Source organism: Acidithiobacillus sp. TH-A117, from assembly GCF_057473465.1.
The window spans coordinates 97,665-122,122 of sequence record NZ_JBYCKQ010000011.1; the positions used below are offsets into that span (position 1 = coordinate 97,665).

Consider the following 24,458-nt stretch of genomic DNA (forward strand, 5'->3'; position numbering starts at 1 on the left):
TTTCACTTCGCTTGTCAGCATATCCTTTGCTATAGTGCGGTCTGTCCCCGACTCATCGGCCACGCCAGCAAGGAGCCTGAACGCATGTCCAAAAGCCATCTTTTTACTTCTGAATCTGTTTCCGAAGGTCATCCCGACAAGGTCGCAGACCAGATTTCCGATGCCATCCTTGATGCCATTCTCGCTCAGGATCCCCGTGGTCGGGTTGCCGCAGAAACCCTGATCACCACTGGATTGATCGTGCTGGCTGGCGAAATTACCACAAGTGCCACCGTCGATTATGCCGACGTGGCCCGGCAGACTGTCCGCCGCATCGGCTATGATTCATCGGAAATGGGTTTTGACTGGGCTTCCTGTGCTGTGGTCCAGACCCTCGATAAGCAGTCTCCAGATATTGCCCAAGGCGTGGATGAAGGCGCTGGCCTCGATCTGGATCAGGGGGCTGGCGACCAGGGCTTGATGTTCGGCTTCGCCTGTGATGAAACCGATGTGCTGATGCCTACCCCCATTTATTTTGCCCATCGTCTTACCGAGCGACAGGCCCTGGTGCGCAAGGATGGCCGCCTGCCCTGGTTGCGTCCCGACGCCAAAAGTCAGGTTACAGTGCGTTACGAGATGGCCGTCCGGTAGCGATTGATGCGGTCGTGCTTTCCACCCAGCACAGCCCGGACATTTCCCATGCCGATCTGGTCGAAGCCGTGCGGGAAGACATCATCAAGCCGGTATTGCCTCCGGAAATGCTGCACAAGGATACCAAGTACCTGATCAATCCCACCGGCCGCTTTGTGATTGGCGGCCCGGTAGGCGATTGTGGTCTTACCGGTCGGAAAATCATTGTCGATACCTACGGTGGTCAGGGAAGTCATGGCGGCGGTGCCTTTTCCGGGAAAGATCCTTCCAAGGTCGATCGCTCCTCTTCCTATGCCGGCCGTTACGTGGCCAAAAATATTGTCGCTGCCGGTCTGGCCCGCCGTTGTGAAGTGCAGGTAGCTTATGCCATCGGTGTGTCCCAGCCCGTCAGCCTGATGGTGGACACCTTTGGTACCGGCAAAATTGATGATGACCGCATAGCTGCTCTGGTGCGTGAACATTTTGACCTGCGCCCCAAGGGTATTATTCAGATGCTCGATCTGCTGCGCCCGATTTATGGAAAAACCGCTGCTTATGGACATTTCGGTCGTGAAGAACCGGAATTTACCTGGGAGCGTACGGATAAGGCTGCGGCCTTGCGGGATGCTGCCGGATTGCGGTAAAAGTTATTGCTGTGTGGAGCGAGTCTCCGCTGCAAGATCGGGTCGAGGAGCGCTGCAGTCGCCAATATCTTTCTGGCGGTCAGGCTCGACCCGCCCTCCGTCCGTAAACCGCGCTCGCTTTCATGATAAAAGGAAATGACCTGCATGAATGCTGTGCTGAAAACTGCTGAAGATTACAAAGTAGCGGATATGTCCCTGGCCGCCTGGGGACGTAAGGAAGTCCGCATTGCTGAAACCGAAATGCCGGCCCTGATGGCCATTCGCCGCAAGTATCAGGCGCAACAGCCACTCAAAGGTGCGCGTATTGCCGGATGCATCCACATGACCATACAAACGGCGGTGCTCATCGAAACCCTGGTAGCATTGGGCGCCGAAGTGCGCTGGTCGTCCTGCAATATTTTCTCCACCCAGGACCAGGCAGCTGCAGCGATAGCCGCCGCCGGCATTCCGGTTTTTGCCTGGAAGGGCGAAAGTGAGGAGGAATACTGGTGGTGCGTGGAACAGACCATTACCGGCCCTGATGCCTGGCGGCCCAACATGATTCTCGATGACGGTGGCGACCTGACCGGCTTGCTCCACGAGAAATATCCCGAGCTGCTCGAAAAAATTCACGGGGTTTCCGAGGAGACCACCACGGGTGTCCACCGCCTCTGGGAAATGGCCAAGGAAGGCAAGCTCAAGGTGCCGGCCATCAACGTCAATGACTCGGTGACCAAAAGTAAAAATGACAATAAGTACGGCTGTCGTCACTCCCTCAATGATGCCATCAAACGCGCTACCGACCACTTGTTGTCGGGTAAACGCGCCCTGGTACTGGGCTATGGAGATGTGGGCAAGGGGTCGGCCGCTTCCTTGCGTCAGGAAGGGATGATTGTGCGAGTCACCGAGGTAGATCCTATTTGCGCCATGCAGGCCTGTATGGATGGTTTTGAAGTGGTTTCACCCTACAAGCAGGGCATCAATGACGGTACCGATACTTGTATTGATCGGGAACTGCTAGGGCAAACCGATCTGCTGGTGACGGCCACAGGTAATTACAATGTCTGCGATGCGGGCATGTTGAAGGCGCTCAAGAAGGGCGCGGTGGTGTGTAATATCGGCCACTTTGACAATGAAATTGACACGGCTTTCATGCGTGCCAACTGGGCCTGGGATGAGGTCAAGGCTCAGGTGCACAAGGTCTATCGCGATGCAGCGGCGGGCCAGGACTTTAACGCCGACAGCGATGATTATCTGATTCTTCTGTCCGAAGGGCGACTGGTCAATCTGGGTAATGCCACCGGGCACCCCAGCCGCATCATGGATGGTTCTTTTGCCGACCAGGTGTTGGCCCAGATTCATCTTTACGGTGAGCGTTTTGCCGACCTGCCTGCCGATCAGAAGGCCTCCCGGATTACGGTTACCGTGTTGCCGAAAACCCTGGATGAAGAAGTGGCCAGATACATGGTGGAAGGTTTTGCCGGGGTGCTGACCCGCTTGACTCCTGCTCAGGCGGATTATCTGGGCGTAGACGTCCAGGGTCCCTTCAAGAACGACGCATATCGTTACTGATGGCCCACTCTGTCGAGTTTTTTCCGCCCAAAAATGCCGCAGGTGAGGAACGCCTGCGGGAAACCATCCGCGTCCTGAAAGCATTGAAGCCGGAATATGCTTCGGTGACTTACGGCGCGGGAGGTTCCACTCGGGAGCGAACCTTTGCCACGGTCGCCATGATTCGTCAGGAATATGATCTGGAGGCGGTTCCTCATCTGTCCTGTATTGGCTCTACGGAAGAGGGCATTCGGGAAATCCTGGAAGCTTACCGTGCCCAGGGTGTTCAAAAGATTGTAGCCCTGCGCGGTGATCTCCCCGAAGGGATGTCCAATCCCGGGCATTTTGAATATGCCGCTGATCTGGTGAATTTTATTCATCAGTTTGGCGGTTTTGAGATTTATGTGGCGGGCTATCCGGAAATCCATCCCCGCGCTGTTTCTGCCCCGGATGATCTACAACATCTGGTGGAAAAAGTGCAGGCGGGTGCCGACAGCATCATCACCCAGTATTTTTATAATCCTGACGCCTATTGGCAGCTCCAGGAAGATTTGCATAAACGCGGCGTGGATGTGCCGATCGTGGTAGGAGTCATGCCCATCACCAACTTTGAGCAGATTACCCGCTTTTCGGCCATGTGTGGCGCCGAATTACCCCAGTATTTGCGTCGGCGTATGGAGGCTTGTGGTGATGACCTGCAGTCGCAGACCGAGTTCGGTATTGAACTGCTCAGTAGACAATGTGAATCGCTACTGTCTCAGGGGGCTCCCAGCCTGCATTTTTATACGCTGAACCAGCATGAGGCGACCGCTGCCATCTGGCAGAATCTCGGGTTTTAATTGAAGTTGCTGCGCTTTTTGGGGGAATACGGACGCTTTTTGTGCGTTTCATATTGACCGTCCTACCTTCTTTGTTACACTGACCCAAAGGCGGCCTTGGAATACGTAGGTCAGCGCCAGTATTTTTCACACTATGAGGTTCACAGCATGTCTAAAAAATATCCCGTAGTTGCGGTCACCGGTTCTTCGGGAGCGGGCACCACCACCGTCAAGCACGCCTTTCATGACATTTTCCGGCGTCTGAAAGTGAACCCGGTCATTATTGAAGGGGATAGTTTTCATCGTTATAACCGGGCGGAAATGCGTGAAGCCATTGCCAAGGCGGCTGCTGAAGGAAAAACCATCAGTCATTTTGGACCGGAAGGTAATGATTTCGAGGCCCTGGAACGGCTCTTCCGCAGCTATGGTGAAACCGGCCACGGACAGATGCGTTATTATGTGCATGATGATGTCGAAGCCGAGTTGCGGGGAAGCGCGCCCGGTACCTTCACGCCCTGGCAGGATATGCCCACTGGTACGGACCTGCTTTTTTACGAAGGCCTGCATGGCGGCGTCAAAACTGAAGATGTAGATGTGGCGAATTATGTGGATTTACTGGTAGGTGTGGTCCCGGTCGTGAATCTCGAATGGATCCAGAAAATCCATCGCGATAACGCTCAGCGGGGTTATTCTGCCGAAGCCATTGTAGATACCATCCTGCGCCGTATGCCCGATTATATCAATCATATTACTCCCCAGTTTTCTCGGGCACATATCAACTTCCAGCGCGTACCGCTGGTGGATACTTCCAATCCGTTTATTGCCCGGGATATTCCGACCCCCGATGAAAGCATGGTGGTCATCCGTTTCCGGGATCATAAAATTGAGCATTTTCCGACCTTGCTGCAAATGATTCCCGGTAGTTTCATGTCGCGTTCTAATACGCTGGTAATTCCTGGCACCAAAATGGGCTTTGCCATGGAAATCATCCTCGGACCTCGCATAGAGCAGATGCTGGAAGAAAAACAGGAAGCCCTCTGATCCAGCACTGAAGGTAAGAAGTTTGTGAATCCGGTATCGGCCTGGCCGATACCGGATTTTTTATGTCTGATTTTCGCTGTAAAAAATGTCCGATCAGAAAAATCTGTCATGACTTGTGACAGCGGATGTCATGACGTGTCATGGGTGACCATTGCCAGAATCCCCGATGGGTAGTGAACACCTTGGTTTGTAATGTAGCCTAAAAACAACTGGATAGACTGTGTTGTGGTTATTTTTGCAGATAGTCCCCGGGCTGGCCCCTTTCTTGCTTAAACAGTTTTGAGTGCTTTTGACATTCAAGAACCGCTTAACGGCTAGGAGGAGGTATGAAAATGATGGGTAAGTCTGCGAAGTCACCCGCTACTAAAGCAGTTATCGTGGCTATGGCTTGTGCGCTGGGGGCTTTGGTCCCTGTGGCTGCCAGTGCCGCTATTGGGTCTTCCTGCCTGTTCGGGCAGGGACGCATTCTGGGTACGGGTGCCGTAACGGCAGTGGACGGTGCTGCCGGTGGTGGTATCAACCCCTGGGCAGTGATTTCTGGATACGGTACCAATCAGCAAATTGGCGCCACGGCCTTTTATTCTCATGTATTGCTGAACAACTACAATATGGATGCCTACGGCGCCTCGGTCGGACTATTCAATCGAATTGAGATTTCTTTTGCCCGGCAGAGTTTCGGGTTGGGGAATACGGGTGGAACGCTGGATAGTGAGATTAATGACTTTGCTTATAAAGGCGCTGAAACAGCGGCCGAGAGAGCAGCACCGGCATCTGTGATTCTGGATAAGGCAGGGCTTACCACATCAGGAACCCCGGCGTTCTTCGGTAACAGTTATGAATTGAACCAAGATATAGTGGGTCTTAAGGCCAGACTGTTTGGTAATATCATTTATGATCAGAATTGGTGGGAACCACAAGTATCCGTTGGCGTAGATTTCCATCACAATGAAATGCCCGCAAATCTGGCGGCTACATTGGGTGTGAAGCGGAATGGTGTCAGTTATTATTTGTCTGCGACCAAGGTGTGGATCAACGGCTTGTTTGGGTTGACGACACTGGCTGACGTCAATATTGATGTGACGAACGCCAATCAGCAAGGTTTGCTGGGCTTCGGCGGTCCTACAGGCATGGGCTATAAGGTACTGCCTGCGGCATCTGTAGGGGTTTTCCTGAATCGCCATGTAGTGTTAGGTGCGGAATATCGGGATATGCCGCAGAATCAGTTGATTGCATCCAAGACATCCTCTTTGGCCCCTTTGGCGGATGCGGTTTCCAAAACCAGTGCCTGGAAAGACGTGTATGTAGCCTGGTTCCCCTATAAGCAACTTTCGCTGACAGCCGCTTATGTGGATTTGGGGACTATCGCGACCATGAAAAGCCAGAACGGTTTATATCTGTCTCTGACCACCAGCTTCTGATCTTACCTATACGAGGAGTTTAATATGTTTGCACGTACTTCTTCCCGTCTGTCGGCTATCAGTAAGGGTGTTGCCCTGGCAGCAGGTTTGACGGCAGTTTCCCTGATGGGGATTTCGACGGCATCGGCGCAGGATTATTATGCCCAGTATGGCGGTAAAGCGGGTATCACGGCGCTCATCAATACCTTTGTCGGTAACGTGGCTGCCGATCCGCACATCAATTACTACTTTGCCCATACGAATATTCCTCATCTCAAATATGAGTTGGTGCAACAGGTGTGTATGGCCGTGGGTGGTCCCTGCAAGTACACCGGACTGAGCATGCGTAAGGCCCATGAAGGTATGGGTGTGACCACCGCTGCATTCAACTATCTGGCCCAGGACATGATGGATGCCATGCAAACCCGCAAGATTCCCATGGCTGCCCAGAATTACCTGATTGCCATCCTGGCTTCCATGGAACCGCAAATTGTGACCGCCAACGGCCCCTTGGGTTGACCAGCGGATGACTCGATAAAAATGTTAATTGTAGTCTCCTCCTCCCGCTAGCAAAATCGGGAACTTCAGGCTCCATCCCGGATGGGGCCTATTTTATGAAAGCCGGTATCCGTTGTTGTAAATGCAGTTCATCTGCCCAAAAAGTAGCTACTAAGGAGACGTATTATGAAAAAAATATACCAACAAACCCTGGCTGTAGCGGTTGTATTGGCTGCCGCCGGGTGTGGCACCAATCCTTTTGCCTGTGCACCGGGCATGCCGCCGGCAGCCCCGGCGGCCCCCGCAGCCAAACCTGCTCCGGCACCGATTGCGCCCGTTCAACATACGGTTCTGGAAAGCAAACCCATTACCATCACCGGAATCAATTTTCAGACCAATTCTTCCCAACTGATCAGTCACGATATTGCGGTATTGGATCAGGTAGCTGATTTTGCGCACAAACATGCGGATGCGGTGCTGGATGTGAATGGTTACTGCAGTAAAACCGGTAGTTTTGCCTATAATCAGAAACTGTCCGAGCAACGGGCACAAAGTGTTGCTGGTTATCTGGAAGCCCACGGGGTAAATGCCGCGCGGATCGTAACCAAAGGACATTCCTATCTGGATCCAGTGGCCAGCAATGCCACCGCCAAGGGCCGTTTCCTGAATCAACGCGTAGAAATCAATTCCAGTATCAAGGTACGCAAAACCGTACAATAATATGCTGTTCCATTAAAGTTCAGGAGACTGATACAGGCAATACGGCTTCAGGTATTGCCTGTTGTTTTTGGGTTGAAAATATGGCTGAAGGAGAAATATAGCGTGCGGAGCATCCTGAAATTCATCACCTTGGCAGGCATGACGGCAGGTATTGCTGCCTGTGGACTGTTCAACAGTTCGGGTCCGGAAAATGTAGCCATGCATTTTGTGCATGGCATGGCGAAAGGAGATATTCAGCAAGTCGACAAGCTGGTTTATTGGGGACCGGAAATCAATAAACCCGCACAGCCTTATGCGCTGCGTCTTGAAGAAGCGAAGGTCAATGGCTATGTGATGGCTACATATCAACGTCTGCAAGCTGATGGAGGATTGAAAGAAGCCAAGATAGTCAAAAATGAGCATACATTGGTCAATGGCGTAGAGCATGCGACGATTGTTATTCAGTTGATTCCTAAAAAAGGGGCCCCACGAGATACGACCCTGCAAATGCTGCGACGGGATGGAAAATGGTTCGTGAGTGTGGACTGACCGCCTACCTTCTGGTTCGCGAGGGGCTGGGAGTGGAGGCGCGTCTGGTGCGCCTCAAGGACCGTGGGCCCTGGACGCATGTGGGGCTCATGGTCGGCGGTACTTTATTTGAAAGTGTGCCGTCAACGGAACGTACCCATGGAGGTGTGCGGGTGGGAAGATTGACAGAATTTTCTGCAGCAGAACGGGCAGTGAGCGTGGGATATGTGCCAATCTCCCTCGTGGAACCTCAGTGTCAAAACCTGTTTCGCTGGTGTCAGCAACAAGTAAAAGCGCAGATTCCTTTTGATGATCTCTATGACCTGGAGGATGACCGTACATTGTATTGTACGGAGTTTGTCTACAAGGCTTTTTTGCAGATTCACATCAACCTGCTCTCGACTGAACTCTGCAGTTTATCTATCCCCCTTGTCGGCAAGAGAAAAGTGATTTTTCCGCGTGATTTGATTGGCATGAAACCGGTATTCCATCATCTTGCTGCCCTAGGTAATGAGTGATTTCATCTAAAATATCGGCTTAGCGGGGCTGTTTTTGTTTAAACACCCATTGTCAGTTGTTTCTCGCAGCAATTTTTTGCATCTATCCGGACAGATTTTCCGTATACCCTAATGGGCCTGCAAAGCCTCTATGTTTATTACCTAGGAGAATGCTTTATGAAATCCATGAATCGTCGTGAATGGTTGAAATCCACCGGAAAAATAGCCGCCACTGTTGCTGTCGCGCCTTTGGTGTTTTCCTCAATGGCCCATGCGGGAACTGCGGATAGTTTGCAAAGTAAAAGCTCCGTGAGTTATCAAGATCATCCCAGCGGGAAAGATATGTGCAGTAACTGTATGCATTTTGTACCCGGAGCATCCCCTAAAGTCGATGGTACCTGCAAAGTGGTCGCTGGAAAGATCAGCCCCCATGGTTACTGTTTTGCCTACACGCCCATTTCCGGGTAAATCCAGATCAGTCTCTTCAATCAATGGTTGGTAACTCTAACACATGACATGCCGTCATGGCATGTCATGGCGTTGTTGTTATTTTCTAACGGAAATTAACGGTAGTCAGGCGTTCGTATGACATTTCATAGAGCGATTATGCTGTGAATATAATTTTTGTCTGTTTAGGCAATAAAAAATTCATTAAAACCAGTTAATTAATAATTGATTTATTTAACTAATTTATAATTTAATAGTTTGTTGCGATATCTGATTATAGTGGTGAGGTGAAAAAATAATAGTGGCACTATTATTGCCTCCAATTTTGAGATGCCTGGAGTAAATAATGACAGGTGATCTGTGTACCACTTTGGAGGTTATAATTATGAAAGATCCGATTGCTATTGGGTTGTTTGGCTTTGCTGTTCCCTTGTTTATCGTGGGCGCTGTATTTTATGGAATCGTGCCGCTTGCTGGATTAGGTACTTTGTTGGCTTTGAGCTTTGCATTTGGAGCTGTTGAGATGTTTGTGGCGGGTGGTTTCACTTATCAAATGCCTAATTCTTATATTGCTACGGTTTTCTTTACCTATGGATCATTTTTTCTGGCATTTGCTATTGCTGCAATCAGCGGTGGTCTGGCCGTAAGTATGAAAAGTGCTCCACAGGTTCTGGAAGTTTGGTTCTGGTTGATGGCTCTGATTACATTCATAATCTTCGTAGCATCTTCGCGTGCCAATATTGGCTTGGTCTTGCTGTTTGGTATTCTCTGTGCTGCATTTATACTGATGGCTATTTCTATATCTCACATTGCCGGTTTATTGTTTATGATTGTGGCGGTCATCGGGTTTTATCTTGCCGCAGTCCATGTCATTAACCCGGTTATGGGTAAGGCTGTTTTGCCCGTAGGAAGTCTCGCTCCTAAAAAGGCCTGACAGGCAAATTTGCAACTTGCCGGATTTTCTTTGCAGAAAGGCGGGGGTGTTAAGCTCCCGCCTTTCTGCTTGGGTGGCGTGCTACAAAATATTGCGTTCCACAACCACTTCGGAATAGGGATCGCCCATGGCCAGGCAACGGGTTTGCCGCGCCCAGAACCCCGCCTTGGAACGATTGACCTGGTAATAAAACTCCAGGGTCAGTTCGGGTTTACTGGTAATGTCCGCCGTATACAGCAGATTCATCAAGGATGCTCCGATTCCGGTCATCAGGTAATCGATGGGGTGATCGGCCATTCCATAGGCACGCAAATGACCGAGGGATTCATAAGGGTACCAGGCCCGCAATACCAGACGTTCGTTGGGCACGATTTCCTGAATGCGCCATACGCCCCAACCCAGCGCATTGATACAGGCGATAATACCGGACAACCAGTCTTCCCGGCATTGTAATTGCGGCACAATCAACTGATACCAGGGATCAGAACGCATGATGCCGCCCATGGTGTTGAAGCCGCAAATGTGACCGGCTTCAATCAGCAAGGTGCTGGCGAGGGCCTGCCCCTGCAAATCCTGGAACTTTTCCTTGTAGTAAAACAGGGTGGGATACTCGTACCAGAGCATCTCTCCCAGGTAGCGATGGGTACTCAGGGCTTCTTTGAGGGCGTGTTCAAAACGAAAGGAAACCAGGTTGTAATAATCAGCATAGTGCCGGGTCAGGTAGACCCCGAAAGCGGGAATCAATCCCTCCGCATCGCCTACCAGTGGCAGGGTGCCCACGGCAGCCATGATGGCCGCTTCATCGATATGCAGGCCGATATGGCGGGCCGGTACTTGATCGGCTCCTGCCGGCAGGGAAGCTGAAGCAATATCGGATACATTCAGTGGAAATGGAATGCTATCGGTTCGAATACGTAGGTGCAAATGGGTTGTCTCTGCGCCCATCGATAGTGCGGTTTTGCCGATATGCCCCATGATTGGTAATTCATAGGCAGCGGACAATGCACCGATGGCATAGCCGAGATCAAAATGCTCACCTGGCCAGCGCCTTTTCCCATAATTGAGTCTTAAGGCCGCCCCATAATGAGAGTGTGTCTCGACGAGTGTGAACTCGGGCTCCAGAATATCCGGGAGATTGCTGAGTGGAAGATCACCAAATCCGCAGAATCGATAATTGGCTTCCGCGAAAGCTAGCCGTTCTCTGATGGTCCATTGAGGGTTTTCTCGAAAAACATGCTGTAGTTGCCGAAAACTGACCTCAATAGCAGCATCAATCAGAATAGGGCGGTAATCAATGTAATGACAGTCTTCAATGGCAAGCTGCAGGAAACGGTTGTAATGATTGCAGTGAAAAACGACGGGCTCGTGCTCTATGGTCATGATGCCAGTATGGACAGAGGCTTCAGGATGAATCATTTTACGCTCCTGGTATTGTATTCTGGTAAGACGTTTTTACTGGTGAACACAAACAAATACACTGAATTATAGTTGATTCAGGAAATTCTTTTCTTTGTATAAAAAAGCCCCTCAACATCAGGGGCTGCAAGCGGGGCGAGTAGAACGCTTTAAAAAGATTGCTTTATCAGTGTTTGAGTCGGCAGGAACGGAAATGTTTGCCGACCAGCATGAGGAACTGGATGGTTTGCTGGGTTTCGGGCTTTTTCATCATCTCCCACAGACCGCCAATGCCGCCCTTGGGGGCGGGAGCGCTGGCGGCCTCTTCGGTGGCACCACTGAGGCAGTGCAGGAAATCGGTGAGAATATGATCCTGGTCCATTTTCTCAGCGACGCCGAGCAGCCGGTCCATGACCCCGGTTCGTGTTGCCCGGTCCAGGAGACACATGGCATCAGTGGCCAGAGAAGCGAGACGGGACACCATTTCATCACTCATGGAGTCACCGGCCGCTCCGGCCATACGCGCCAGATGCACTATGCGCTCCAGATCCCCGTTCTCAACCAGTGCCGAGATGGCCGGCAGGGCATTGACCACCTGACTGCGATTCACCCGATCCAGCAAGTCCATGCCATCACTGGCCAGACCCGCCAGACGCCCAACCATTTCATCACTCATGGAATCGGCAGCGGCACCACTGAGACGGGCCAATTGCACAATCCGCTCCAGATCCCCGTTTTCCACCAGAGAGCTGATGGCCGGTAGGGCCCGCGCTACCTGACTGCGGGTCACCTGATCCACCAGATCCAAACCATCGCTGGCCAGACCGGCCAGACGACCTACCATTTCATCACTCATGGAGTCCGCTGCTGCTCCACTCAGTCGGGCCAAGTGGACAATGCGCTCCAGATCCCCGTTTTGCACCAGATGCACCAAGGCATCCTGGGCACGTTGCAGTTCATCCTGAGAAGTTTCTGCCATGACCGCAGCCATACGTCACCTCCTCAGAGTAAACCACGGGCAGTGGCCCAGTAGAGTTTGTTATAAGACATCTTGAAGGCATGGACGGCACCGGTGGGCGCCTTGGGCTGAGGTGGGTTCTTGTAATCGAACATGGCATAAGTCGCCCGATCCTTGCCCGCCTCAATGAAGCAGAACACCTTGCCATCGTAGCTTTTCACCGGCCGCCCCATTTTGATGACTGCCGCCACATTCTCGGCAGCCGTTTCTGCCTCAAAGTGCGCGGTGGAACCCGCCTTGCTGATGGGTAGATTGGTGGTATCGCCGAGAACCAGAACATTCTTGCCGTGTTCGCCTTCCATGTGCAGAGAAGAACGATTGGTAGGAATCCAGCCATTTTCGCCCAGGCCATTTTTCTCGATGACCTCCTGACCCTTGTGGGGAGGTACGGCTACCAGCAGATCATATTTGACGGCGCCGCCTTCTTCACTCAGCACTTCGGCGTTTTTGCCGTCCACTTCCTTCATATTGAAAAGGGTTTCGTACTTGATGCCCATCCGGTCAAATTCCGGTGCAGCCCACTTGGCGACATTCTCCAGACTGTGCACCCGACCGATGGGGTAGGTGTAGTAGAACTCCGTCTTGTCCAGCAGACCGCGATCCTTGATGAAGTCGTGCATGGCAAAGGTGATTTCCAGCGGAATCATCGGACACTTGTGAGGCAGGCCCACGGTCACCACAATGCGTCCCCCCTTGAAGTCCGACAGTTGCTTGAAGAATTCCACGGCATCGTCGGCGGTATAGCAGTTGATGGAATTTTCCTTGAGGCCGGGGATTTTTTCGGGCAAAGGCCGCGATCCGGTCGAAATGACAATCAGATCATATTCGTGGACCTTGCCGCTTTTGCATTTGACGTGATTCTCGGCCAGATGAAATTCTTCGACGGGGTCTACATGAAATTCAATACCCGGTTCCAGCAGGCTTTGCTGCTCCCGGACCAGTTCGTCGGGGGTGGCGCGGCCCATGGCTACATAGAGCCAGCCCGGCTGGTACACATGCTCATGACTGGCCGACAACATGGTGATGCGCGCCTTGCCGGTTTTCATTTCATGGTGAATGCGTCGGGCCAGATGATTCGCGAAAATGGTACCGCCCATACCGCCACCTACAACCAGAATTCTCATGATGTCACTCTCCTTGGGTGTTTGACCCTGTGAATAGCTTACTTGGCCTTGCGAACCCGGATATGCCAGGTCCCTTCGCCGTCCTGTTCGGTGTCTACCATTTCGTGCCCGACCTTTTTGATCCACTCCGGAACGTCCGCTGCAGAGCCGGCATCGGTAGATAAAAGTTCCAGGGTGTCCCCCACCTGCATCATTTTCATGTTGGAAATCAGTTCCATCAGTGGACCCGGACAAAAGCTGCCCCGGGCATCTACGACACGTTCACTCATGTGCTACTCCTTCTCGCTATTTTTAGAGGGAAATCAACGAATAGCCTTAGAAGGTCAGAATCTGACCACCTTCGGCGTCACTCAGGAACTTGGTCAGACCTAATGGTCCAGCCACAATCTCTTCCATACCGTCCTCTTTGACGCCGAGGACATCCATCGCCATGGAGCAGGCCCAGATTTTGGCATCACCCAGTTCCACGGCCTGTTCGAAAATCTGATAGAAGGGAGGTACCTTACGTTCCGCCATGACTTCTCCCAGTTTTCCTTCTGCCGGTGCTTCCTTGCTGTGGCCTTTGATGAAGTAGGGAAAGGCATTCATGGACAGAAAAATATGGACATCGGTCCCTGATACAGCGGCTACAGAAGCCGCCATCGCCGCAAACTGCAGTTTTTCGCGCTCGCCACTCAAGCAAATAATGTACATGCCAGACATAAGGGTTCCTCTTGGTAGTGAATACCGATCCAATAGCAGTAAATATGCCAGATAGGCGTCGTGGTTATATTTTTAATCTAACTGTTTAATTCCTATACTGCGTTAAAAAATAATAATAATCTGATTGACGAGTTAAATGCGGTTTTTAACTCGGAGGCTTAAGAGGCATGTCATGACATGTCATGACACGAATATGACAAGACCAATAAATTCTCTCCATAAATAAATATAATTTGGTTATCGTAATAAAAAATTTCATGCATCCAAACAGAGAGTGGATGCGTATTATTTGCAAATACCTATTTATGCCGTGAATATATGGCAAAAGCCGACCAGACACCGAGGCAAATGATGGATATGCAAAATCGTGATCGCAGTTCTTCCGCTGACGAAAAGTCCAGCAGGAAGCCCAAGCCTGCTCCCGGGCTGGATGTGCAAAGTGTTTTGAATATCCAGCAAAATCCCATGGTGCTGATTGATGAACACTACCGGATCATTGCGGCCAATCGCGCCTATCAGGAAGCCTACGGTATGCAAGCTGACGAGGTATTGGGACGCTGCTGTCATGAAATCTCCCATCATTCCCCGGTCCCTTGTCATATGCGCGGTGAGGATTGTCCCCATCAGGCCGTTTTTACAACCGGCGAAGCCCACGATGTGCGGCATATTCATTACGACCATCAGAATCATGCCGAACATGTGCGTATTCGTGGGCACGCTATAAAAGATCAGGACGGCAACACCTATTTGGGTGAAGAGATTATTCGTCTTCCCCACCAGGATGATGAAATTACCTGCGGGGAAATGCGCATGGTCGGTCGTTCTCCGGCCTTTTTGAAATGCTTGCATCATATCGAAATGTCGGCACGCACCGATGCCAGTATCTTGCTCTATGGGGAAAGCGGGGTAGGCAAAGAGCTGGCCGCCAGCGCGCTGCACCAGTTTTCCGCCCGGGCTGCAGGAGCCTTCATTACTGTCGATTGTGCCTCACTTCCGGAAACCTTGTTTGAAAGTGAAATTCTGGGTCATGAAAGAGGCGCCTTTACCGGCTGTCTGGGGCGTAAGCGTGGCCTTTATGAGATGGCGGATGGGGGAACCCTGTTTCTGGATGAGGTCGGTGAGCTGCCCCTGAGTATGCAGGCCAAATTGCTGCGGGTTCTGGAAACCGGAACCTTTCGGCGCCTGGGTGGAGCGGAAACCTTGCATGCAGATGTGCGTATCATTGCTGCGACGAATCGCAATTTGCTGGAAATGGCAGGGCAAAGACAATTCCGCGAGGATTTATATTATCGACTGGCCGCCATTACCATTGATCTGCCGCCCTTGCGGGAGCGTCGTGAGGATATTCCCGGCATAGCTGCCGTGTTACTGGAGCGTATCGGAAAAAGTTGGGGAGGGCAATGGTCGCTCTCGAAAGAAGCAGAAAAACGTTTATTTGCCTACGATTTTCCGGGCAATGTTCGGGAACTGCGCAATATTCTGCAAAAAGCGGCGGCTCTGGCCGACGGGCCGGTTATTCAGGCAAGCCATCTGGATTTTGAGTTGTCCCGGCCCGGAGTGGGGCCACAGTTGTCGGCTGCTGACTCTGCGGGAGATACCCCTATGCGACCGGTGACACTGCGCAATGGCACTCAGCCCGATGATCTGGAAGCCCTGCTCCGCCAGTATCAGGGTAATCGCCGCCGGGTTGCCGAAATATTGGGAGTAAGTGAGCGGACGGTGTACCGCTGGTTGCGACGCGGGTCCTGAATGCTTGCCCAAAAACCGGTGTGGCTGTCTTCGTGAAAAGCGCTTAGCAAGGTACAATCCTTTCAGTAGATCGGGAGGAAGACCATGAAGACATCCACAGACCATTTGATTATTTTTGATACCACCCTGCGCGATGGCGAGCAATCACCGGGGGCTTCCATGACCCGGGAGGAAAAATTGCGGATTGCCCAGGCTCTGGAGCGCCTGCAGGTGGATGTCATAGAGGCGGGTTTTCCCGTCGCCAGCCCCGGGGATTTCGCCGCCGTGCAGGCTATTGCCAGAACTGTGCGGGAAAGTCGAATCTGTGGTCTGGCACGGGCGCGGGATGAGGACATCCGCCGTGCGGGTGAGGCGCTGAAAGAGGCCAATGCCGGCCGTATTCATACTTTTATTGCTACCAGCCCCATTCATATGCAATCCAAGTTGCGCATGCGGCCCGACGAGGTGCTGGAGCGCGCAGTCGCTGCGGTAAAACTGGCGCGGCAATATTGCGATGATGTGGAATTTTCTCCCGAAGACGCGGGTCGTTCCGAGGAGGATTTTCTGTGCCGGGTCATTGAAGCGGTGATCCAGGCCGGGGCGCGCACCATCAATATTCCTGACACGGTCGGCTATAACCTGCCCGATCGCTTTGGCCAATTGATTGGTAATCTGCGGCAGCGTATACCCAACGCCGATCAAGCCATATTTTCCGTACACTGCCATAATGATCTGGGCCTGGCGGTGGCCAATTCCCTGTCTGCCGTGCAGCATGGTGCCCGCCAGGTCGAATGTACCATCAACGGTCTGGGGGAACGCGCTGGCAATGCTGCTCTGGAAGAAATCGTCATGGCGGTGCGCACCCGCCGGGATGTTTTCAGTTGTGATACCCGCATTGATACCAGCCAGATTGTTGCGACCAGTAAACTGGTTTCGACCATTACCGGTTTTCCGGTTCAGCCCAACAAGGCCATTGTCGGTGCCAATGCCTTTGCCCATGAGTCCGGCATTCATCAGGACGGAGTACTGAAACATCGCGAGACCTATGAAATCATGCGCGCTGAAGATGTCGGCTGGTCCGCAAACCGCATGACCCTGGGTAAACTCTCAGGACGGGCGGCCGTCCGCGCTCGTCTGGAGGCCTTGGGTATCCAGCTGGATAAAGACACCCTGGATCAGGTTTTCACCCGTTTCAAGGACCTCGCCGACCGCAAGGCCGAAGTATTTGATGAAGATCTCCAGGCCCTGGTCAATGAAGATTTGCAGGAAGAGCAGGCCGAACATTATCGTCTGGGTTATTTGCGGGTCTGCTCGGAAATGGGCACGCATCCCGAAGCAACAGTGGAAGTGTGGGTGGACGGCGTCGCCAAAACCGCCAAGGCAGTGGGCGGCGGCCCGGTAGATGCGGCCTTCAAGGCCATGGAAAGCTTGTTGAACAGTGAGATGCGTCTGCTCTTGTATTCGGTCAATGCCATTACCACCGGCACGGACGCCCAGGGTGATGTGACGGTTCGTCTGCAGGACGGGAGTGGTCGTGCCGTCAACGGTCAGGGCGCCGACACCGATATTGTCGTGGCCAGCGCCAAGGCCTATCTTTCCGCCATGAATCGCTTGCGCGGCCCCCAGGAGCGGCAACATCCGCAGCTGTAAGTGGATCGGCCCCGATTAAGGGGCCGATAACGCCAATAAACCTTGCCCTGGTTTTATGCTGAAAGCAAGTTAGCTGCTTGGTCAAATGTTTCCATGGCAGCCTGGGTATTCCCAAGGTGTGTATATATTTTCCCCTGCAGGACCAGGCTCTCGGCCAAGGTTTGTACTAAGGCCGTTGAATGGGCGGTGTATTCCTGCTTACGAAGTTTTTCGAGAATGGGTGTGGCTTGCTGGCATGAAGTCTCTGCACGATGGGCCTGTCCCATGCTCAGCTCGGAACTTGCACGCTGAAGATGGGTTCTTGCCAGCATTATTTGTAAATGTGGACCAAAATTTTCATGTAGTCGTTCTTGTAAATCGCCGAGAATGCTGACGGCACTGCTCAGTTGTGCAACAGCCTGTTCATGACGGCTGGTACAGGCCAGTATTTGTGCCTGCTCATTCAGGTTGACAGCTGCTTGGACCACCAGTGCCGGCATGTCCTGTTGCTGGAATTGCTCCTGCAACGCCGCCAGCTCCGTTTCCGCCTCACGATTGTGCTGTGTTGCCGCCTGTAATTGACCTTGAATACGCAAAGCCTGACAGCGTTGTCCCTGTAGTCGGGCAAATTGCAAGCGCCAGTCGGATAGTTTACGGAGTTCCAGGGCTTCAGCGCTGTCTTGGAGAACAGCCTGTGCACGATCAATCAAGGACAAGGCGTCGCTGCTTTGTTCTTGCATCAGAAACAGCTCTGCGAAGCCTGCCAGTGCGAGTGACATACGCAGACGGATTTGTGGCGGACATTGAACACCCAGTTTGACGATTACCGCGTCCAAGTGTTCCAGAGCGCGACGGTAGTCGACTTCGGCATTGGCTAGATCCCGATCCTGCAGAATCTTTGCATGGGTCAACAGGGTAAGGGCCAGATTATGGGTCCAGTTGGGCATGTCTTCCACTTCTGCCCCCGGGTATGTCTGGAGCAAACTCAGAGCCTGTTGAACTAATGCAGCAGCATCTTCGTCTTGTCCCAAGGCGTGCATGGCTTCCGCCTCGCCACGCAGGGCAATTGCCTGCAACTCCTGCTGTGACAAGGTTCTGAAGCTATCAGTGTGGTTGGCTTCTTCTTGAGGGCTGGTTATCTGAATCACGCGGCGAAACTGTTCAATGGCCTGGTTGAACTCATAACGTTCAAGATGTAATGCGCCTTTTTGAGAAAGCACCATGGCCAGTTCGTTATTCAGTTGCGGGGCAATGATTTTGCTAGAGCCCTGCTTGGCAGGTTTGCGCAAAACTGGCATGTCTTGGGAACTGAAGGTTGTTGCTGGGTTATTGGAAAAGGGTTTTGGACTTACCAAAACGGGCTGTTGCTGTAACTGTTCTTCGTCGCTCATGCTGTCCTCGCGAGAGTGGCTCGATGATTCAAAAGTGGGGGGTGGGAGTACTTCAAAGACATCTGCAATAAACTGCGGAACCTCTGTATTTTCGGCATAATCGTCGGCTCCGGTTGGTGTTTCAAGCTGTTGATGTATCTGATTGGGCTCTTGAAGTATGGGGCTTTGTTCTGGTTCCGTTGAGATCTCTGTTTCCTGATGTGCAGTTGTAGTCATGGTTGGGAGATCGGTGCTGATGATCTGTTGCTGGTCCAGCGTTTCAGCTTGTTGTTGTGGATGTTCCAGTTCTGTTTCTTGCACCAGGCTTTTATCTGCAGCGGGGAAGCTATAAACCTGAGATTGCTGTTCCTGTGGTCTGGCCTGTGTAGCTGCCGGATGATTGTCCGGTGAGTAATAATGCCTGGGCTGGGAGGGCGTCGCTGAAACTAAAGGCTCTCCACTGCTTTGATGGTTTTTTGTAGTTATGGGCTCGGGAGATATGAATGCATCATGTAAATGGTTTAAATGCGCGAAAGTGCGATCCTGCTTCAGGCTGCATATAAATATACGTTCAATATTGGCACGTTGCGCTTTGGTTGGGACCAGTCGCGCAGCAGCAAAGGTCTTGTGATTTTGATGCAGATTGATTTCCTGACGGACAATTGTTGCCGCACTTTCATAAGCTCCACAATGTTCTGTCATGAATTCAACCAGAATCAGTTCGCCCTCCGAAAAGTCCACTACATTGGTTTGAAAAGCGATTCCTGACATGCTGAAGTCATATAACCGCGCTAGAACTTGCCTGCCATTGCGACGTGATATGGTCAGCTCTGTATCCAGGAGCAATCGGTTTTTGCTGCGTTTTTTTCGCCACTGAATCAGTTTTGGGTGATCGAATCGATAGAAGTCAATATCTACCGAGAGAAAGTCTGAAAAAAATGTGGCAATTGAGCTTGGGCTGTCCAAAAAAACCAGGGTTCTTGAATAGGGGAGATCTAGAAGGGGGGCTTGGGGTAGAAACAGAAGTTGTGAATCCTCACAACGGGAAAATATAAAGGAATGCCCTTCATCCTCTTCCTCTTCACAATAGAGAATGGCCTCAGAGGGGTTGCTTCGACAAAGATCGACAGGATCCATGAAGCCTGAGCTTTCTCCGCCAAAAAGAAACGCTCTCTGAAAGTCAAAAAGATTCAGGCCTGAACGTGGGGGAAGGCGTGTGCGCAGGTTCAGTCTGTCGGGTTCAGGCATCGTGGGGATTCATGCTTAAGCATTTGCGGTCAATATGTGGCACTGTACTTGCGGTAATCCGTTTTGTCGCATTATTCATGCTGAACTGTAACCAATATTGCAGGTAGAATCTAGACAGCCTGGATGGTTTCCGTTTTTCATGTGCTATGTTGTCAGCGGGCACGACGTTCAGCACTCATGGTGAAGGAGTTATGTATGGAGTTGGTTTCTGAGCTGGGATTTTGGCAGCGCATGGCAGAAACCCGGGGCGAAGTGGTGCTGTTTTTCAGTTCCGCAGGCTGTCATTCCTGTCGCATCTGGCGAAAGCTTCTGGCCAAACTGGAAGAGCACCGCGCCAATCTCCAGGTCTGGGAAATTGATGCGGGGGTGGATATGGGAATTACCCAGGAGTTTGAGGTGTATCATTTGCCCGCCTTGTTCTGGTTTCGGGATGGACAGTATCAGCGGCCGATTCAAGTGGAAGCGCGGGTCCACGCCCTGGAGCGGTGGCTGGATGCCCATGCGGATCTCCCCCCTGAAGAGTTGCCGTGATGCCCGTTGATGACTAAGCCTGCGTGTCCCTGGACAGCGACGGGCTGGCATGACCAGGCGCTTGCGGCGCCTTCCCCCTACTATGATCAACGCCCTGCTGGTGTCAACGTGGATCTCTTGGTCGTGCATGCCATCAGCCTGCCCCCGGAACAGTTTGGTAGTGGTGAGGTTCCCCGGTTTTTCACGGGCAGTCTGGATTTTGACCGGCATCCATACTACGAACAGTTGCGCAATCTGCGGGTGTCTGCCCATTTTTTCATTGAACGGGAGGGTCGCCTTTGGCAGCATGTAAGTGTTTGGGATCGGGCCTGGCATGCGGGCGTATCTTCCTGGCAGGGGCGTGCTGCCTGCAATGACTATAGTGTGGGCATTGAGCTGGAAGGCAGCGAAAGCACGCGTTTCTTGCCAGAGCAATATCGACGCCTGGCGGCTTTAGCCAGAGATTTGCAGGAGCTGTTTCCGGCGATCAACCCAGAGCGCATGGTCGGCCACGCAGATATTGCTCCCGGCCGCAAATGGGATCCTGGTCCGGGATTCTCCTGGGACTATTTTAGAGAGGTGTATGCACATGGCAGAGATGAGACAAGCCCCGAAACGTGACTGGCGGCGGGGTTGGGCGGGGCCTCTGGTGGTATTTGTGCTGCTGGTGCTGGGTACCTTGTGGTGGCTCGGGGTTTTTCAGAGCGCAGAGGTGCATGAAGAGCGGGGGATGGCGCGTGTTTACATTTACCAGAATTTTCAGGGTACGTATCGGCAGATGGTCAAAACCAGAGGCAAGTTGGCCCCCCAGTTACCAGCCAGTTTGCGTGGCCATACGGAAATCACCCTGATGGAAAGTGAAACAGGGAGCGGTGGTGGTGCCCAGGTCAAAGCCCGATTAGGCTATCTGGTGGATGCGGCCAGTGGCACCCCGGCAGGGTGGTTGCGGGGTGAGTGGCCCGTCCAGGAAGTCGCCAGGGTACAAGTGACCGCCAATGCCGCTATTGCTTCGTGGAAGGCCTATTCGGCCTTGGCGGACTGGGGGAAAGCCCGTGGATTGCCCCTGCATTATCCCTTGTTCGAAATGCTGGGTCCGGGGGATCGTTATGTATTATTGATGCCCTTGAAGTCCTTGCCAGCCTCTTCCTGAGGGCGTGTGTCCCTGCCGTAAAATTTGATGCCGCGCAGAATTTTTTCGCGGCCCTGGCTGAGACGATGCAAATTGGTATCGCGTAAGGAATAGACGCAGCCGCAGTATTCCTGCTGATAAAATTGTTCCTGCTTGGCGATTTCAATCATCCGCGCACTGCCTCCGCCCTTGCGCCAGTTGTAATCCCAGTATTGCAGGCCAGCGTGTCGGGCCGCTGCCCGGGTTCCGCAGGCATTGATCTGCTGCATGTCCTTCCAGCGTGAAATGCCGAGGGTGCTCGTGAATACGGTAAAACCGTGTTCTGCCGCATAAAGTGCCGAGCGTTCAAAGCGCATGTCGAAACAGGCGGTGCAGCGTTCACCCCGCTCCGGTTCCCATTCCAGGCCTTTGACCCGCGCAAACCAGTTGTCCTTGTCATAATCGAGATCAATGAACGGCACGCCCAAAGCTTCCGCGTAGCGAATATTTTCTTCCTTGCGTAATTCGTACTCTGCCTGGGGATGAATATTGGGATTGTAAAACAGCACCGTATATTCGATACCGGCCTTGCGGATATCGTCCATGATCGGCCCGGCACAGGGCGCGCAACAGGAATGCAGCAGAATATGGGTACTGCCGTCGGGCGTCTGCAAAGGTGGAGGCGGCATTTTTTGGGACATGATCAACACCTGAAAAAGCACTAAACTGGGTGTAAGCATACAACCCGGCAGCCATTTTGCCAAAAAGGAGGAGATAATGCCCAGTGATTTACACAAGGGAAAATGTCAGGCTTGTGAAGGTGGGGTGGCAAAGATCCCGGATGCATTGCTGCTGACACGGCTTCAGGAGCTTCCCGGGTGGCGGCTGGAAAGTGCCTGTTTATGCAGGGATTTTCAGTTCAGGAATTTTTACGAAACCATGGCTTTCGTCAATGCCGTGGCCTGGATTGCTGATCGGGAGGATCATCATCCGGATATGGAACTGGGCTATGCTTATTGTCGCTTGCGGTATCAGACGCATGCCGTGGGAGGCATTACCGACAATGATTTTATTTGTGCAGCCCAGGTCAACCAGTTGCTGGAGTGAAATTACCTTCACTCCAGACCATTGCACCCGGTATTTTTAGGCGTTATTGACAGGGCGCAGCAGAGGGCGCATACCTTCGCGCACCTGACGCTGGATGAAAGCCACGCGGCCGGGTTCTTTTTTGTCGAGTTCTGCAGCACACTCCGAATTGGTCAGGGCGGCAGCGCTGAGCATCACTTCCAGCTCGCAGGTGTCGACTTTAGGATCGGTCAGGGCGGCAGGAGCCACATTCATCTGATCACCGACATGCCAGAACATCCGCGCGTTCCACATGCGCAGGCGAACATTGGGATTCTGGAAAAGTTCTACGCAACGGGTATTGAGAGCCTTGCTATCCACGGTCTTCCTCCTGTAAAAACGGAAAATGGTATCGCTTGTTGGGGCGAGTGTGCCTAAGCATACTCGAAAATGGTGGGGCAAGGGGAGTTTTTTGGGGATTGAAGTATTCCATGCCCGGATAGATTTCCTATGCATATAAAAAACCCCGCAGATTGCGGGGTTCATGACTGGAGTGTTCAGCCCACAGGTTAGGCAGAAGCGCCCGCTTTCATGTTGATATTTTGGTTGGTGGCGAGTTCGGGGTTGTAGAGGTATTCCACGTTCCCCTGCTCGACCTGTTTGAGGTATTCCTGGAAGTCGGCCTTGGCCTTGTCCCAGCTGATGCCCATTTTCTCCACCAGATCTTCGCAGGGTGAAGCATGCCACTGGAGCTGGACGATCTTGAAGGGATCGGCACCGCAGGCCAGGGCGGCCAGCTGCACGTCGGCAATGATCGGGATGCTGTAGTTCATGTCATGGGCCTTACCGATCCACTGGTTCTTGTCCATGGTGGTGATACAGCCGGTGTCGATGCCAATCATGACGTCGGCGTTGGCTTCTTCCCGGGCGACCTTGATCTTGCGATTCATGGTGAAGCTGCGGGTGAATTCGCGCTCGGAAATGATGTGCCGGAAGCCGAAGCCACAGCAGTCATACCAGGTGGAGTAGTCGATGACCTGGGCACCCAGAGCCTGGGCAACGGAGGTGCCGACCGCCGTGCGGTTGCCGCCGAGAATGCTGTTGTCGTAAATGGCGTCTTCCGCAACCATCTTGTAGTAGTGACAGGCCGCATGGGTGGTGACCCGGATGTTGCTCATGTCGATGGTCTGCAGTTCGCTGGCAATGCGGTTGCGCATGACATGCAGCCATTCACTGTAGTGCACCACTTCTTCGGGGATGACGATCTTGCCGTCCACCAGACGCCCGAGTTTGCCGAGAATCTTTTTGACCTTTTCGCGCAGTTCGGCGGATTCGACCAGATACTTGCGGATTTCCTTGTAGTTGCCGAAGGAGGTGCCGCAGTGCACCAGCGGGTAGAAGTGGCCGTTCTCGTAGCCGTGCTGCTTGCCGGAAACATAAGCCTGATGGAAGTTGCGCAGGAATACGGCGGCGAGGGATTCGACGTTGCCGATGCCGGAGCCGTGGTAGTTCCAGGCGGTGCAGGAGGTCTGGTCGGTTTCGTCGAGGTAGTCGGTGCCGAAGTGGTTCATGAACCAGATCAGGCTGGTGGGATAGCCGGGGATGTTGCCACACTGACCGCAGCTCTTGTGATGCCAGAGCTGGTTGGTGGGAACGCGCTTTTTCCAGCCGTAAAGGGTGTCTACTTCAATGGGTTTGTGATCATCGGTGATGCGGTGAACAATGATTTCGCCTTCTTTTTCCAGTGCCCACATGTGCTCGCGAATGTCGTCCATGCGCTCGCCGAGATCCATGGTGCGCCGGTCTACATGGCTGCGGACCCAGGCCGTGGCCGCTTCCGCTTCATTCGCCGACAGATTGGTGTCCTGAAAAAAGGCGCCGTGTCCCGCCAGACCTTGCTGCGTGCTGTTGTCGCTCAT

At 52.6% G+C, this 24,458-nt stretch carries 25 protein-coding genes, 1 pseudogene and 1 riboswitch; of the genes and pseudogenes, 17 read left to right on the forward strand and 9 right to left on the reverse strand.

Going from position 1 to position 24,458, the window contains the following annotated elements:
• Positions 1-84 precede the first annotated feature (84 nt).
• The 11 genes and pseudogenes from metK to AC2VLR_RS02380 all read left to right on the forward strand — a co-directional run bounded on the left by metK (position 85) and on the right by AC2VLR_RS02380 (position 9,642).
• Positions 85-1,253: pseudogene (gene metK, locus AC2VLR_RS02330) on the forward strand (methionine adenosyltransferase).
• 38 nt (positions 1,254-1,291) lie between these two features.
• Positions 1,292-1,376: riboswitch (S-adenosyl-L-homocysteine riboswitch) on the forward strand.
• 21 nt (positions 1,377-1,397) lie between these two features.
• Positions 1,398-2,804, forward strand: a complete 1,407-nt coding sequence (gene ahcY / locus AC2VLR_RS02335; RefSeq protein ID WP_486880689.1) for an adenosylhomocysteinase — start codon at positions 1,398-1,400, stop codon at positions 2,802-2,804.
• Positions 2,804-3,622, forward strand: coding sequence for a methylenetetrahydrofolate reductase [NAD(P)H] (gene metF, locus AC2VLR_RS02340; protein WP_486880690.1), 819 nt, complete (start codon positions 2,804-2,806; stop codon positions 3,620-3,622). The genes ahcY and metF overlap by 1 nt, the downstream gene beginning before the upstream one ends.
• A 147-nt stretch (positions 3,623-3,769) precedes the next feature.
• Entirely contained in the window at positions 3,770-4,642 is an 873-nt protein-coding gene (locus AC2VLR_RS02345) for a phosphoribulokinase (protein ID WP_486880691.1), read from the forward strand.
• Between the two features lie 326 nt (positions 4,643-4,968).
• On the forward strand, positions 4,969-6,060 hold the full coding sequence (locus tag AC2VLR_RS02350; RefSeq protein ID WP_486880692.1) for a DUF3034 family protein: 1,092 nt from the start codon (positions 4,969-4,971) through the stop codon (positions 6,058-6,060).
• A gap of 24 nt (positions 6,061-6,084) precedes the next feature.
• Positions 6,085-6,558, forward strand: a complete 474-nt coding sequence (locus tag AC2VLR_RS02355) for a group I truncated hemoglobin (RefSeq protein ID WP_486880693.1) — start codon at positions 6,085-6,087, stop codon at positions 6,556-6,558.
• Positions 6,559-6,723: 165 nt separating this feature from the next.
• A complete protein-coding gene (locus AC2VLR_RS02360; protein ID WP_486880694.1) occupies positions 6,724-7,257 on the forward strand; it encodes an OmpA family protein in 534 nt (177 codons plus the stop codon).
• Between the two features lie 54 nt (positions 7,258-7,311).
• Positions 7,312-7,785: a hypothetical protein gene (locus AC2VLR_RS02365; protein WP_486880695.1), complete on the forward strand. Its 474-nt coding sequence runs from the start codon at positions 7,312-7,314 to the stop codon at positions 7,783-7,785.
• Positions 7,764-8,282, forward strand: a complete 519-nt coding sequence (locus AC2VLR_RS02370) for a YiiX/YebB-like N1pC/P60 family cysteine hydrolase (protein ID WP_486880696.1) — start codon at positions 7,764-7,766, stop codon at positions 8,280-8,282. The genes AC2VLR_RS02365 and AC2VLR_RS02370 overlap by 22 nt, the downstream gene beginning before the upstream one ends.
• 156 nt (positions 8,283-8,438) lie before the next feature.
• Complete coding sequence (locus AC2VLR_RS02375; RefSeq protein ID WP_215843125.1) at positions 8,439-8,729, forward strand: iron oxidase; 291 nt, start codon at positions 8,439-8,441, stop codon at positions 8,727-8,729.
• 325 nt (positions 8,730-9,054) lie between these two features.
• On the forward strand, positions 9,055-9,642 hold the full coding sequence (locus tag AC2VLR_RS02380) for a GPR1/FUN34/YaaH family transporter (RefSeq protein ID WP_486880697.1): 588 nt from the start codon (positions 9,055-9,057) through the stop codon (positions 9,640-9,642).
• Between the two features lie 81 nt (positions 9,643-9,723).
• Here AC2VLR_RS02380 and AC2VLR_RS02385 read toward each other — a convergent pair whose 3' ends face one another.
• The 5 genes from AC2VLR_RS02385 to AC2VLR_RS02405 all read right to left on the reverse strand — a co-directional run bounded on the left by AC2VLR_RS02385 (position 9,724) and on the right by AC2VLR_RS02405 (position 13,881).
• On the reverse strand, positions 9,724-11,058 hold the full coding sequence (locus tag AC2VLR_RS02385; protein WP_486880698.1) for a hypothetical protein: 1,335 nt from the start codon (positions 11,056-11,058) through the stop codon (positions 9,724-9,726).
• 166 nt (positions 11,059-11,224) lie between these two features.
• Complete coding sequence (locus tag AC2VLR_RS02390) at positions 11,225-12,028, reverse strand: helical membrane plugin domain-containing protein (RefSeq protein WP_486880699.1); 804 nt, start codon at positions 12,026-12,028, stop codon at positions 11,225-11,227.
• 11 nt (positions 12,029-12,039) lie between these two features.
• Entirely contained in the window at positions 12,040-13,179 is a 1,140-nt protein-coding gene (locus tag AC2VLR_RS02395; protein ID WP_486880700.1) for an NAD(P)/FAD-dependent oxidoreductase, read from the reverse strand.
• A gap of 38 nt (positions 13,180-13,217) precedes the next feature.
• Positions 13,218-13,448: a sulfurtransferase TusA family protein gene (locus AC2VLR_RS02400; protein ID WP_010637198.1), complete on the reverse strand. Its 231-nt coding sequence runs from the start codon at positions 13,446-13,448 to the stop codon at positions 13,218-13,220.
• 46 nt (positions 13,449-13,494) lie between these two features.
• On the reverse strand, positions 13,495-13,881 hold the full coding sequence (locus tag AC2VLR_RS02405; protein WP_215843989.1) for a DsrE/DsrF/DrsH-like family protein: 387 nt from the start codon (positions 13,879-13,881) through the stop codon (positions 13,495-13,497).
• Between the two features lie 351 nt (positions 13,882-14,232).
• On the opposite strand from AC2VLR_RS02405, the gene AC2VLR_RS02410 reads away from it, so the two are divergent.
• Together AC2VLR_RS02410 and AC2VLR_RS02415 are read left to right on the forward strand one after the other, a co-directional pair.
• Positions 14,233-15,630 (forward strand): sigma-54 interaction domain-containing protein, encoded by a 1,398-nt coding sequence (locus AC2VLR_RS02410; protein WP_486880712.1) that lies wholly within the window; start codon positions 14,233-14,235, stop codon positions 15,628-15,630.
• 84 nt (positions 15,631-15,714) lie between these two features.
• Positions 15,715-17,259: a 2-isopropylmalate synthase gene (locus AC2VLR_RS02415; RefSeq protein ID WP_486880701.1), complete on the forward strand. Its 1,545-nt coding sequence runs from the start codon at positions 15,715-15,717 to the stop codon at positions 17,257-17,259.
• A gap of 53 nt (positions 17,260-17,312) precedes the next feature.
• Here the strand turns inward: AC2VLR_RS02415 and AC2VLR_RS02420 are convergent, their stop codons facing one another.
• Positions 17,313-19,856 carry a hypothetical protein gene (locus AC2VLR_RS02420; RefSeq protein ID WP_486880702.1) on the reverse strand — a complete coding sequence of 848 codons (2,544 nt, stop codon included), beginning with the start codon at positions 19,854-19,856 and terminating at the stop codon, positions 17,313-17,315.
• A 195-nt stretch (positions 19,857-20,051) separates the two neighbouring features.
• On the opposite strand from AC2VLR_RS02420, the gene AC2VLR_RS02425 reads away from it, so the two are divergent.
• Genes AC2VLR_RS02425 through AC2VLR_RS02435 form a run of 3 tightly spaced genes read left to right on the forward strand, consistent with a single transcriptional unit; the run spans position 20,052 to position 21,516 of the window.
• Complete coding sequence (locus tag AC2VLR_RS02425; RefSeq protein ID WP_486880703.1) at positions 20,052-20,387, forward strand: thioredoxin family protein; 336 nt, start codon at positions 20,052-20,054, stop codon at positions 20,385-20,387.
• A gap of 9 nt (positions 20,388-20,396) precedes the next feature.
• Positions 20,397-20,987: a 1,6-anhydro-N-acetylmuramyl-L-alanine amidase AmpD gene (gene ampD / locus AC2VLR_RS02430; RefSeq protein WP_486880704.1), complete on the forward strand. Its 591-nt coding sequence runs from the start codon at positions 20,397-20,399 to the stop codon at positions 20,985-20,987.
• Positions 20,956-21,516 carry a hypothetical protein gene (locus tag AC2VLR_RS02435; RefSeq protein ID WP_486880705.1) on the forward strand — a complete coding sequence of 187 codons (561 nt, stop codon included), beginning with the start codon at positions 20,956-20,958 and terminating at the stop codon, positions 21,514-21,516. Before ampD ends, AC2VLR_RS02435 begins: the two co-directional genes overlap by 32 nt.
• Here AC2VLR_RS02435 and AC2VLR_RS02440 read toward each other — a convergent pair.
• Positions 21,471-22,175 carry an epoxyqueuosine reductase QueH gene (locus AC2VLR_RS02440; protein WP_486880706.1) on the reverse strand — a complete coding sequence of 235 codons (705 nt, stop codon included), beginning with the start codon at positions 22,173-22,175 and terminating at the stop codon, positions 21,471-21,473. The two genes, AC2VLR_RS02435 and AC2VLR_RS02440, sit on opposite strands and share 46 nt — an antisense overlap.
• A 76-nt stretch (positions 22,176-22,251) precedes the next feature.
• Between AC2VLR_RS02440 and AC2VLR_RS02445 the strand changes: the two genes are divergently transcribed.
• A complete protein-coding gene (locus AC2VLR_RS02445) occupies positions 22,252-22,581 on the forward strand; it encodes a 4a-hydroxytetrahydrobiopterin dehydratase (RefSeq protein ID WP_486880707.1) in 330 nt (109 codons plus the stop codon).
• Positions 22,582-22,617: 36 nt separating this feature from the next.
• On the opposite strand, the gene AC2VLR_RS02450 is transcribed toward AC2VLR_RS02445, so the two are convergent.
• Both AC2VLR_RS02450 and AC2VLR_RS02455 read right to left on the reverse strand, forming a co-directional pair.
• Positions 22,618-22,920: a hypothetical protein gene (locus tag AC2VLR_RS02450; RefSeq protein WP_215844473.1), complete on the reverse strand. Its 303-nt coding sequence runs from the start codon at positions 22,918-22,920 to the stop codon at positions 22,618-22,620.
• A gap of 188 nt (positions 22,921-23,108) precedes the next feature.
• On the reverse strand, positions 23,109-24,458 hold a 1,350-nt coding region (locus AC2VLR_RS02455), incomplete at its 5' end, for a heterodisulfide reductase-related iron-sulfur binding cluster (RefSeq protein ID WP_486880708.1).